This window comes from Kluyvera ascorbata ATCC 33433 (assembly GCF_000735365.1).
Lineage (GTDB): Bacteria > Pseudomonadota > Gammaproteobacteria > Enterobacterales > Enterobacteriaceae > Kluyvera > Kluyvera ascorbata.
The window spans coordinates 20,050-31,760 of record NZ_JMPL01000043.1 but is presented as its reverse complement, the minus strand read 5'-3'; the positions used below and the strand labels follow the sequence as shown (position 1 = coordinate 31,760).

General features: G+C 48.3%; 13 protein-coding genes. 5 read left to right on the top strand and 8 right to left on the bottom strand.

Translation table 11 applies throughout. The features are described 5' to 3' along the window. Positions 1-47: 47 nt before the first annotated feature. The 3 genes from GKAS_RS12175 to GKAS_RS12165 all read right to left on the bottom strand — a co-directional run bounded on the left by GKAS_RS12175 (position 48) and on the right by GKAS_RS12165 (position 2,779). On the bottom strand, positions 48-1,040 hold the full coding sequence (locus GKAS_RS12175) for a Zn-dependent oxidoreductase (protein ID WP_035894547.1): 993 nt from the start codon (positions 1,038-1,040) through the stop codon (positions 48-50). Positions 1,041-1,053: 13 nt separating this feature from the next. Further along, the gene (gene rspA / locus GKAS_RS12170; protein WP_035894546.1) at positions 1,054-2,268 is read right to left on the bottom strand and encodes a starvation-sensing protein RspA; all 1,215 of its coding nucleotides are present in this window, start codon (positions 2,266-2,268) and stop codon (positions 1,054-1,056) included. Positions 2,269-2,452: 184 nt separating this feature from the next. Continuing rightward, positions 2,453-2,779 carry a YnfA family protein gene (locus tag GKAS_RS12165; RefSeq protein ID WP_035894545.1) on the bottom strand — a complete coding sequence of 109 codons (327 nt, stop codon included), beginning with the start codon at positions 2,777-2,779 and terminating at the stop codon, positions 2,453-2,455. A 149-nt stretch (positions 2,780-2,928) separates the two neighbouring features. On the opposite strand from GKAS_RS12165, the gene GKAS_RS12160 reads away from it, so the two are divergent. Next, the gene (locus GKAS_RS12160; protein WP_035894544.1) at positions 2,929-3,267 is read left to right on the top strand and encodes a DUF1283 family protein; all 339 of its coding nucleotides are present in this window, start codon (positions 2,929-2,931) and stop codon (positions 3,265-3,267) included. Between the two features lie 49 nt (positions 3,268-3,316). Here GKAS_RS12160 and GKAS_RS12155 read toward each other — a convergent pair whose 3' ends face one another. Then, complete coding sequence (locus GKAS_RS12155) at positions 3,317-4,027, bottom strand: YnfC family lipoprotein (RefSeq protein WP_035894543.1); 711 nt, start codon at positions 4,025-4,027, stop codon at positions 3,317-3,319. Between the two features lie 368 nt (positions 4,028-4,395). Between GKAS_RS12155 and leuA the strand changes: the two genes are divergently transcribed. Continuing rightward, positions 4,396-6,066 (top strand): 2-isopropylmalate synthase, encoded by a 1,671-nt coding sequence (leuA, locus tag GKAS_RS12150; protein WP_035894541.1) that lies wholly within the window; start codon positions 4,396-4,398, stop codon positions 6,064-6,066. On the opposite strand, the gene GKAS_RS12145 is transcribed toward leuA, so the two are convergent. Further along, positions 6,051-6,818, bottom strand: coding sequence for an AraC family transcriptional regulator (locus GKAS_RS12145; RefSeq protein WP_035894540.1), 768 nt, complete (start codon positions 6,816-6,818; stop codon positions 6,051-6,053). The two genes, leuA and GKAS_RS12145, sit on opposite strands and share 16 nt — an antisense overlap. Positions 6,819-7,199: 381 nt before the next feature. Between GKAS_RS12145 and GKAS_RS12140 the strand changes: the two genes are divergently transcribed. Then, positions 7,200-7,916 (top strand): YebC/PmpR family DNA-binding transcriptional regulator, encoded by a 717-nt coding sequence (locus GKAS_RS12140; RefSeq protein ID WP_035894539.1) that lies wholly within the window; start codon positions 7,200-7,202, stop codon positions 7,914-7,916. A 148-nt stretch (positions 7,917-8,064) separates the two neighbouring features. Here the strand turns inward: GKAS_RS12140 and GKAS_RS12135 are convergent, their stop codons facing one another. The 3 genes from GKAS_RS12135 to GKAS_RS12125 form a co-directional block, all read right to left on the bottom strand. Beyond that, positions 8,065-8,760, bottom strand: a complete 696-nt coding sequence (locus tag GKAS_RS12135; RefSeq protein ID WP_035894548.1) for an alpha/beta fold hydrolase — start codon at positions 8,758-8,760, stop codon at positions 8,065-8,067. Positions 8,761-8,799: 39 nt separating this feature from the next. Next, the gene (locus tag GKAS_RS25295) at positions 8,800-8,949 is read right to left on the bottom strand and encodes a hypothetical protein (protein WP_246870732.1); all 150 of its coding nucleotides are present in this window, start codon (positions 8,947-8,949) and stop codon (positions 8,800-8,802) included. Between the two features lie 155 nt (positions 8,950-9,104). Further along, a complete protein-coding gene (locus GKAS_RS12125) occupies positions 9,105-9,821 on the bottom strand; it encodes an AzlC family ABC transporter permease (protein WP_035894538.1) in 717 nt (238 codons plus the stop codon). 115 nt (positions 9,822-9,936) lie between these two features. Between GKAS_RS12125 and GKAS_RS12120 the strand changes: the two genes are divergently transcribed. After that, positions 9,937-10,809 (top strand): LysR family transcriptional regulator, encoded by an 873-nt coding sequence (locus GKAS_RS12120; RefSeq protein WP_035894537.1) that lies wholly within the window; start codon positions 9,937-9,939, stop codon positions 10,807-10,809. Positions 10,810-11,208: 399 nt separating this feature from the next. Then, a complete protein-coding gene (locus GKAS_RS12115; RefSeq protein WP_035894536.1) occupies positions 11,209-11,703 on the top strand; it encodes a putative pterin-binding protein in 495 nt (164 codons plus the stop codon). Positions 11,704-11,711: the final 8 nt, after the last annotated feature.

The window sequence follows — 11,711 nt, the reverse complement described above, 5'->3', positions numbered from 1 at the left end:
CTCAATCGCATTATTTAATTTTATTTATCGAACGTAGCAGGACCTTACTAGCAAGATTTTTGGTCTTTCTCAAACAGTTCGACTGCATCAATTACATGGTGATAATCGAAGTAATGCGTTATTAATTTATCAGGTTCAATTAACCCTTTTTCCAGCCATTCCAGTACCACCGGGAATTTATTCGCATTCAGGCGTGAGGAGAAAATGGACAGCTCTTTACCGGTAATGCCCTGCTGGGTAATTGTCGATGGGTCGCTTGAGAAGCCCATCAGCACAATACGCGCCGCCGGAGAAGCCAGCGTAATGGCCTCCTGCAGAATCGTTGGATGACAAGCGGCATCGACAATAAGCGTCGGTTTGATCCCCTTTTCTTCCAGCCAATCCGCAAGCGGTTTATCACCATTGTTGATAACCCAGTCAGCACCGCAACGCTCTGCCATCGCCAATCGTTCATTTATTCTATCGACGACGATCGCTTGTTTAACGTGATAGACGCCTTTGAGCGCCTGCAGGGTCGTCAACCCCATTGGGCCTGCGCCATAAATTAATGCCACGTCAGCTTCCGTTGGCTTAACCTGTCCGGTAACGTTCGCCGCGATGGTAAAAGGCTCAACCATCACCGCATGGTGGTCGGCAATATTGTCGGCGACCAACCAGGCATTTTTTGCCGGCACCACCGCATATTCGCTAAAGCCACCATCACGATGGACACCGAGCACCACCAGAGAAGTACATACGTTAGGTTTCCCCACCGAGCACGGATAGCAATGACCACAGCTAATGACCGGGTCGATACATACGCGCTGGCCGATTTTCTTATCGGTGACACCTTCGCCAACCGCATCAATCACGCCGAAGAATTCATGCCCGATAACGCGTGGGTAACGGGCAAACGGGTTATGGCCGCGGTAAATATGGCTATCGGAACCGCAGATACCCGCCAATTTTACTTTTACGCGCACTTCGCCGATTCCGGGCTCCACCCGTTCCCGCTCTTCAATCACGAGCGCATTTGGCTCTTTAATCACTATGCTTTTCATTCTGGATTCCTTATTACCAGTTCCACAGCGTGCCATCTTCCAGTCTTGCTACCGGCAGGTAGGCAGGTTCATACGGATATTTTGCTGCCAGTTTTTCATCAAACTCGATGCCCAATCCTGGTTTGTCGCCAGGATGCATATAACCGTTATCGAAGGTCCAGCTATGCGGGAAGACTTCCAGCATCTGCTCGGAATACCCCATATATTCCTGCACGCCGAAGTTTGGTACCCACAGGTCAAAGTGCAGCGCAGCCGCCATGCAAACTGGAGAGAGATCCGATGGTCCATGAGAACCGGTGCGTACCTGATAGAGCGAGGCAAAGTCGGCAATACGGCGCATACCGGTGATGCCGCCCGCGTGGGTAATGGTGGTGCGGATATAGTCAATCAGCTGTTCTTCAATCAGCTGTTTACAATCCCAGATGCTATTGAACACTTCGCCAACCGCAATCGGAGTAACGGTGTGCTGGCGAATCAGACGGAAGCACTCCTGGTTCTCGGCTGGCGTTGGGTCTTCCATCCAGAACAGGCGGTAATCTTCGATACTCTTACCAAAACGGGCCGCTTCAATTGGGGTCAGGCGATGGTGCATATCGTGCAGCAGGTGTTCGTCAAAACCGAACTCGCTACGTACGGCATCAAAAAGTTTCGGCGTGAAGTCGAGGTATTTCTCGGTCGACCACAGCTGCTCTTCCGGCCACTGCCCTTTGGTAGCGGGTTCGTAGGCCAGACCTTTACCTTTGGACATCCCGTAGGTGGTTTTCATCCCCGGTACACCGCACTGCACGCGAATGGCTTTGAATCCCATCTCTTTATGACGCGCGTAATCTTCCAGCACTTCATCAATGGTACGACCGGTCGTATGACAGTAAACCATCACGCCTTCGCGGGACGCGCCACCCAGCAACTGGTATAGCGGCATGTTGGCGGCTTTGGCTTTAATGTCCCACAGCGCCATATCAACCGCCGAGATAGCGGACATGGTCACCGGGCCGCGACGCCAGTAGGCGCCTTTGTAGAAGAACTGCCAGATGTCTTCAATGCGGTGCGCATCGCGCCCCACCAGCTGCGGGCACAGATGATCCTTCAGGTAGGAGGCAACGGGCAACTCGCGACCGTTTAACGTTGCATCACCGTAGCCAACCAGGCCGCTATCGGTGGTAATTTTCAGCGTGACGAAGTTACGTCCAGGACAGGTTACAAAAACCTCAGCACCCACAATTTTCATCTTCAATCCTTAAATTCACATCTCATCGGTTAGTGAGGCGAACTTACGCCTCAGCCGACTACCATACAAGTATGAAGATCGAAAATTACCAGTGAAGATCACAAAAATTCAGCGGTGGGCTGCGAGAGAAATGATGGGAAAATACGAAGAGAAATGAGGCAGTGCGGCCCTCTCAGGCCGCATATTAGCTACGTCCCCAACCGGCGACAATAATCAGCATTCCGCACAGCGCTACCACGGCACCAAGCCAGTCGTACACGGTGAGTTTTTCACCTTCAACAACCCGCAACCACAGCAGCGCGGTGAAGATATAAACGCCACCGTAGGCCGCATACACGCGGCCGCTGGCAGCAGGATGCAGCGTTAAAAGCCAGACAAACATTGCCAGCGCAAGCCCCGCAGGGACCAGCAGCAAAGGCGTTGCTCCCCGCTTCAACCAAAGCCATGGGAGATAACAGCCAATAATTTCGCACAGCGCGGTGGCAAAAAAGAGTAGAGAAGTCTTTAACATCGTTATTCATCATCAACATACGAATGGCCTATCATACTCAAATATCAAGCACATTCGACCACGCTATTTTCACGGGTATGCCGGTGGTGAGAGTTGTAGTAGACTGGCTTAAGGAGTCATCGTTTTCACTACGTTAAAGGAACTCATCGATGAAAATTACACTTAGCAAACGCCTGTGCCTGACGGCTATGCTGACGCTGGGTGCCTTTGTGTACACCGCCTCTGCTTCTGCTGAAACCAACAAACTGGTTATTGAATCTGGCGATAGCGCACAGAGTCGCCAGAACGCGGCGATGGATAAAGAGCAATGGAACGACACCCGCCAGCTGCGTCAGAAAGTTAACAAACGCGCTGAAAAAGAGTGGGATAAAGCAGATGTTGCTTTTGATGCCCGTGACAACTGCCTGAAAAGCACCAACGTGAACGCGTACTGGGAGCCAAATACCCTACGCTGCCTTGACCGCTCAACCGGACGAGTCATCAGATAATATTAAAAAGGGCGCTATTTAGCGCCCTTTTCTATTCAATATCATTAGCTTAATAATACTGAATGGTGTTCTTAATCGTGTAATGTTCAGTGACCGATGGGGTCACACTCTGGTCAACGATGGTCAGATCGCAGCTCACAGGGTTGTCATGTCGGTCATAGTCGCAGCTCTGGGTTACGTTTCCCGCCGGCTTCTTATTGAGCAGGCTCACCGCGGTGTAGTTGAGCTTTTTACGGGCGTCCTGCGACGGCGTTGAGATAACCGACAGCGTGATACCTTTTTGCGTTGACACCTTGCCCAGCGGATAACCTTCACTATCGTAATGGTAGTCCACCTCGCCGTCCTTACCGAGCGCTTTCACCACGAAGCCATTGTCATCGGTCTCCCATTTGACGCCCGCCGACGGAAACTCAGACAGCTGGCACTTCCCCTGAAGAATGACACGCTTTTCATGGGTGACACCATCAAGGTAATAGTTAGCATTCAGGACCAGCAGCGCGCCGGTATCCTGCTCAATATCATGAAATTCAAGCAGGTCGAAACACCCTTCCTGTGACAGCTGCGCGCTCACGCGTTTCGCCACCTCACCTTTCTCATTGAGCAACGTCTGGCTGAAATCCTTAACCGGGCCGCGCAGCGGGTCAAAATCAAACTCATTAGAAAAACTTGCCATTTCTGGGGTGAATGCCGCAGGGGGATTATTGTTATCACAGCCGGCGAGTACGGTCATCACGCAGGCCAGTAAGATCAGTTTCTTCACGTCACAATCCTGTTCTAGAAATTTTTCCAGTTCTATTAGCACGTTAATAACAATTCGCACCTTAATCCGCACGTTCGCTCATGGGCACGCTTTCTGGCTATGGGCCCCAGTGTTCTGGCATGAATGTATTTATAGTATGGCTATATTAATCAATATCGTAGCATAGCCGTTACCAGGATGTTCCCCATTACTTTAAAGGGGAATAGAACCGTGATGCTTACACGGAGGCTTTGAGCAGAAACTAAGCGTAGTTTAGTTTGGTCTACCTGTAACCTGACGGTTTCGCTACATAGGTTGTCACCTTTGCGTCGGTAATCCGCCTGTTGATTGAGCAGGATAAAGGAAGTCGAACGCAAAGGAGAGTCGCCATGTTACAAGAACCATCGCAAAAATATTCCCCCCATATTCCCATCTCGCTGCCTGACCGCCAGTGGCCGAATAAACAGCTAACTCAGGCCCCACGCTGGCTTTCCACCGACCTGCGCGACGGTAATCAGGCGTTGGCGGAGCCGATGGATTCAGCACGAAAATTACGTTTCTGGGAGCTGTTGATCAGATGTGGCTTTAAGGAGATTGAAGTGGCCTTTCCTGCCGCGTCAGAGACCGATTTCCAGTTTGTTCGCCAACTGATTGAAGACAACCTGATACCAAAAGATGTCACGATTCAGGTGCTCACCCAGGCGCGTACCGATCTGATTGAACGCACCTTCGCAGCACTTGATGGCGCGGAGAGCGCGACAGTGCACCTGTATAACGCTACTGCGCCCCTTTTCCGTGAACTGGTGTTCCGCCAGAGCAAAGAAGAAATCATCCAGTTGGCTGCAAGCGCAACGCAAAAAATTCGCGCATTGTGTGAAGCTAACCCACAGACCCGATGGCGCTATGAATATTCCCCGGAAACATTTTGTTTTACCGAGCCTGATTTTGCCCTGCAAATTTGTGAAGCGGTCGCTGATGTCTGGGAACCCTCCCCTGAAAGGCAAATGATCATTAATCTGCCTGCGACCGTTGAAGTGAATACCCCGAATGTGTACGCCGATCAGATAGAGTATTTTTGCCGCCATTTTTCAAGGCGCAATGCAGTTTGTATCAGCGTGCACCCGCATAATGACCGCGGATGCGGTGTCGCCAGCGCGGAGTTGGCCATACTCGCAGGCGCAGACCGCGTAGAGGGGTGTCTGTTTGGCAACGGTGAGCGCACGGGAAACGTGTGTCTGGTTACGCTCGCAATGAACCTCTACAGTCAGGGAATATCGCCGAAACTTGATTTTAGCGATATGAAACACGTCGTCGAAGCGGTCGAACAATGTAACCAGTTGCCTGTCCATCCGCGTCATCCTTATGCCGGTAAACTCGCCTTTACTGCCTTTTCTGGTTCGCACCAGGACGCTATCAAAAAGGGATTCACCGCACGGGGACAATCCGCTAGTGAGCGCTGGGAAATGCCTTACCTTCCCGTCGACCCGAACGATATTGGCTGCAGCTACGAAGCGGTGATTCGCGTTAACAGCCAGTCAGGGAAAAGCGGTGCGGCATGGATATTAGAGCAAAATCACGGTCTCAAACTCCCGCGCCGTCTGCAGCAGGACTTTAGCCACCATGTGCAAAGACAGACGGATAGCGATGGTCGCGAAATGACGCTGGCGGATATCTGGCACTTATTCCGTAAGCTTTATATTCGCTTTCAAACAGCCGAGTGGCAATTGCTGGAATACCAGAGTGAAAGCCTGGAGGACGGCGGAACGTCGCTTCGTGCGCGAATTCAAACAGCAGATGGCACCATAGCGTTAAAGGGAAAAGGTAATGGGTTGCTTTCAGCTGCCGCCGATGCACTGAAATCGCAGTGTAAATTAGCCTTCGCGATTGAAGACTATCATGAGCATACGCTCGGCAGACATAACGAGAGTCGGTCTGCGGCCTATATTTGCTGTACGTTTGCCGATGGTGAAAGCCGCTGGGGTGTGTGCATCAACAACGACGTCGCCCGAGCGTCATTGCAGGCATTGCTGAATGCCGTGTCACTTTATCCGCGTGACTGAAAGTAATCACTTGGGGAAGCCCCCAGAATACGACGGAACATGGCACTAAATGCGCTGTGGCTTTCATACCCGAGTTCCAGCGCCACGCGTAAAACCGATTGCCCCTGGGCAAGATAATTGAGGGCAATCATCAATTTTGCGCGCCGCACCCACTCACTGAATGACAGCCCCGTTTGTCTTTGGAAATGCCGTAACAACGTTCTCTCACTCATGTTGAGCTGGGCCGCGGCCATCGCGGCGGTCCAGGATTTACCGGGTTCGTTCTGAATCTGCTGACACAGCGTCTGTAGTGCGGGTGTTTTTGGTTCAGGAAGATTAAACGGCAGCACGTTCATTACGCGGATCTCATCCAGAATCAGTTCATAGATTCTTTCTTCACGGGTTCCGGCTGCGTAATGTGTGGGCAACGACAACGAATTAATAATCAATTCTCGCAGCAAATCTGAAATCTGAACAACCTGGCAAACTGAAGGTAAGTCAGCCCGGGCAAAAGGATCGATAAACAAGGTTCTGGCGGCAACGTTGCCTGTTATCTTAAGGCAATGATGCGTCCCTGCTGGCAACCATACACCCCGACTAGGCGGGACAATCCAGTATCCCTGCTCCGTTTCGACCCTTACGACACCACTCAGCGTGTGCAGCAACTGCGCGCAATCATGACGATGCCAGGGTTCCGTCGCACCGTGAGGGTAATCATGGGCAAAAGGAACCAATGGCCGCGTAGAGAAGTTAAACTGAAGGCTCGTCGTCATCATTTTATTTCTGAAAAAGAAATGAAAGTAGCATAAAAATTGTAATGTAAGGAAGTATGGTGTAGACCGTTCGCGGTAAGAGGTAACGCTGTAGCGTGGAACACAGAGGTATTCATGGCCCCCGCTTCCGTTTATCTTGAGTATATATTGTTGCCACTACAATCTAGTCATTAATAATTAAAAAATAAAAACAGACCAAAATAATTAAATAGATCAGCCACTATGTGAACCCTTAATTAAATTAAAATAAAATCTCGTAAAATGGATGTATTTTCTTTTCTCATAGACGAGATTTTACTTGTTATGATATAATATCAAAGAAGAATATACAGGTTAATACCCTGTCAAAAATGTAAATAAATTTTCGAGGAGAGCATTCCAGTGGGACGTAAATGGGCCAATATTGTTGCTAAAAAAACGGCTAAAGACGGGGCAACGTCTAATGTTTATGCAAAATTCGGCGTAGAAATCTATGCTGCGGCTAAGCAAGGTGAACCAGACCCAGAATCGAACTCAGCTTTAAAGTTCGTTATTGAACGAGCAAAACAAGCTCAAGTCCCTAAGCACGTTATTGATAAAGCTATTGATAAAGCCAAAGGCGGCGGAGATGAGACCTTCGTACCTGGGCGTTATGAAGGCTTTGGTCCAAGCGGCTCTATGATTATTGCTGAAACGCTGACCTCGAACGTTAACCGTACGATTGCTAACGTCCGCAACATTTTCAATAAAAAAGGCGGCAATATCGGAGCAGCTGGTTCTGTCAGCTATATGTTTGATAACACTGGGGTGATTGTTTTTAAAGGCACAGACCCTGACCGTATTTTTGAAATCATGCTTGATGCTGAAGTTGATGTTCGCGATGTCACCGAAGAAGAAGGCAACATCGTTGTTTATACTGAAGCCACAGACCTTCATAAAGGCATTGCAGCGCTAAAAGCTGCTGGCATTACCGAGTTCTCAACAACAGAATTAGAATTAATTGCGCAATCAGAAATTGAACTTTCACCAGAAGATTTAGAAATCTTTGAAGGTCTTGTTGATGGCCTTGAAGCTGACGATGATGTACAGAAAGTATATCATAACGTTGCGAATCTCTAATTTTCATTTAAAGAAATCTGTCGTTATGGCAGATTTCTTTATCTTATAGCATTGTTATAATAATTAGATAAAAACTTACCGAAATAATCTATATTTATTGAAATCTTTGGATCCGGCTCTCTGATTAAAAAATTAAAACGCGCTCAATTTAAATATCCGCGAGCCATGCAGACACCCTATTTGCCAACGCCTGAGGCTGCTCCAGTGGAACCATATGACCACTCCCAGTGATAATCCTTAACGACGCATGAGGAATGGTATCGACCAGTTCCTTTGCCTCAGTCATTGAGCGTATTACATCGTCATTGCTCGCAATGACCAGCGTTCGGCAACATAGCGTCGCGGCAGGAATATTTTGCCTTAGCAAGCTGGATTGCGTAACGAAGGCTTCGAATCCAAGACGGCATCCCATTTGTTGAATATTCGATATCATATCCAGATTTGATGCATTTCGAGGGTGGAGTGAGCGAGCAATAGCATGGTTGCTCAACCCCTTAAACGTTCTGGAAGACAATGACTGGATGCTTTGCCGCTTCGACTCCACCTGTCGCGGCGTATCTTCCCGTAACGAACTGGCAATCAGTACCAAAGACTCCACGCGTTCCGGAAAATCCGCAGCAAACTGTCTGGCAATGTACCCGCCTAGCGAAAAACCTATCAAAGTAAATTTTCCGGGCAGATAAGTACTCATATGCCTGGCTATATCACGTATGGTTTGCCCGCCATTGAGGGAAGCATAATGGACCTTAAAATGCGGCGGTAAATATGTTTCAAATCGGCTCCACAGATTTTCATCAAGCATATAACCCGGAACCAGGACAATCGTACGAGGTTTTATATTCATATTTTTCGCCAAACGCATCAGAGGACTAACTCATTTCCATTAAAAATATCTGACCAGTGCTGAGACAACAATGCCAAAAGTAATAGCGAGCAACGGTCTGCTAAAAACCAACATCATCATCGCGGTGGTCAGCAGTGCCATCTGCGAACCTTTGTCGCCTGTTAACGCAACGGGAGCTAAAATGGCCACAAGCACGGAACCTGACATTCCCTGAATAAAAGCTTTGATTTTGTTGTTAAATCAAATAAATGACATAACATAAACACCGCCCCATCGGGTTGCAAGCGTAACCAGAGCCATCACAATAACAATCATCAGTGGGCCCATACCCGTCGTTTCAATAGTCATTTTTTCTTCCTCATCAGCACCCCAGCTATGCCACCGGCGAGCGCGCCAACGATCACATGGCTATTTTCCGATAACCATTGATAAGCCATCAGCGATGACGCTGCCGCGACAATCCAGATAGCAACCATTCTGAGATTTCTTTCGCCTTCAAACACCATAGAGAGCAGAAAGCACCCCATCGCCATATCAAGACCATAACTTTTAGGGTCCTGGACGGCGCTACCAAAATACAGCCCTGCCACCGTACCAATAACCCAAAAAAGCCATAGCGCGAGTCCACCGCCAAAGAGTAAGCCCAGCCCTGGTTTTCCCCTATTGAATGCCTGAATGGACATAGCCCAGTTAGCATCTGAGGCAACCATCATTATCCCGTAGCGTTTTGCTGGTGATAAAGGCCACAACCACGGGTATAGGGTTGCTCCCATCAACAGATGTCTGGCGTTAATGGCAAACACTGTTGCCATAAGGGTGAATAAAGGGATTTGAGTCCCCCAAAGGTCTAACGCGGCGAATTGTGCATAGCCGGCGAAGACCAACAGACTCATCGCCGTTGCCGTCAGATGCCCCACACCCGCTTGTGCTGCGGCCAGGCCAAAAGCGGCGCCAAAAATGGAGACAAAGAGAGAAACCGGGATAAGTTGTTGAAAACCTAACCATATCAGTGGTCGATTTAGTCGAGATAAATTTGGGATGCTGCGCGTTGCCTGAGACATCGTGATTTCCTGAAAATAAAAGCCAACAGGAAGGCACTATGCCAATGTAGTATAAACAAGAAAAACGCATAATAATGTATATTGCTATTTGATTATCGAATGATAAAGGTCGCAAATGTATTATCAGGATCTACAGATAGACTGGCTTAAATGCTTTGTTGCAGTGATAGATGCGGGGTCACTTTCGGCTGCAGCACCGGAAGTTCATCGTTCACAGTCTGCTGTCAGCATGCAGCTCAAAAAGCTCGAAACGGCATTAGGATGTCAGCTTCTACTTCGTGGTCCACGTCAGAATCAACTCACACCCGAGGGTCAGAAACTGTTGGGGTATGCCAGAAGGATGCTCGATCTTCATTCTGAAACCCAGGCTGCATTCCACGGCAAAGAGTTAACAGGACGCATTCGTCTGGGAGTTCCTGATGACTATGCGGCAAAATACCTGACTCCGGCTCTAAAGAGATTCGCTCCTAACTTTGGGTCAGTCGAAATTGAACTTAGCTGCGAACAATCGACGTCATTAATTCCTCGCGTCGAGAGTGGCGACCTCGACCTGGCGCTGGTCTCCCGGGAACATCCTGGCCAGGGCTCGTTATTATTTTATGAACCGATGGTGTGGGTGGGGTCTCCGCAGTTTGAAGTCTGGAGGCGCGACCCATTACCTATTGCAGTTTATGAAAGCACAAGTCTTGCTAAACGTAGTGCTATCAATGCATTAGCACTTCAGGGGCGGAGATATAAAGTGGTATATAACAGCTCAAGTCTGTCAGGACAGATTACAGCAGTTGAAAGTGGCCTGGCTGTTGCCGTTTTGACACAATGCAGCGTTCCATCTCATCTGCAGGTGCTTGGCAGTGAACATCTTTTGGGGCCCCTTGAGCCTATGGAAGTATCATTGTTCAGAAGCCACGCTTCTCAGGGGTCTTCTGCTGTGGATAGTTTGTATGATTTGCTACTCAGAACATTAAGGGCTAGAAAAGTCTACAGTTGAGATTATTTAATAAATGTTCCAACGTATGCTTCTCGCTCCCCCCCTGCCCACGTCACGTCCAAAGCCGAAATAGGAAGCGCAATGCAGCGTTCATTTCCGCCAATCAGCGTTCCCTATGACCGTTCAAACTAATAGACCTTTATGTTCGTATGCCTTTATTTACACCACGCTTATCCTTGGTTTGTTTTTCATACAGACACAATAAAAACAACGCGTTTTAATTATTTCACTGACCGTTTTTACTCAAAAATTAGACCATTAGCTTTAGTTATCTCATTGATTTAAATCAATTAACCAACGCCAAGTATTTGTCTTATCAATAATAGCCGGTTGGCTTATATAAATAGTATGTTAACTAAATTATAATTCCTTAACATCCAGTCGATAGGTAAGGTTAAAATGCGGTTAATTGTTATGTTATTGAGCGTTGTGATCTCCACCCAGGTCTGGGCTGGAACGCTTCCCAAGCCCGAGGGTAAAGTGCTTTTAACACTGACCGGTAATATTGCAAATACCAATGCTGACGGAAAAGCCGTTTTTGACACCGCCAGCCTTGAGAAACTGGGCATGATGAGTTTTCAGACCACCTCTCCCTGGTATAATGGGCGTACGACTTTTACAGGCATCTCCCTGCAAAAACTCATGGATTACGTCGGCGCGAAAGGCTCTGTAGTTAAGGTCACTGCGCTCAATGACTACACTACCGTTATCCCGCTTAGTGACTTCAAAAAATACAATGTCATCCTTGCCTTAAAAATCAACGGAGAATATATGCGCGTCCGTGATAAAGGCCCTCTATTTATTGTTTACCCATATGACAGCGTACCTGAACTGAATAATCAGGTTTATTATTCTAGATCGGCCTGGCAAGTCAGCAGAATGAGTATCGAGTAGGAGTTCTG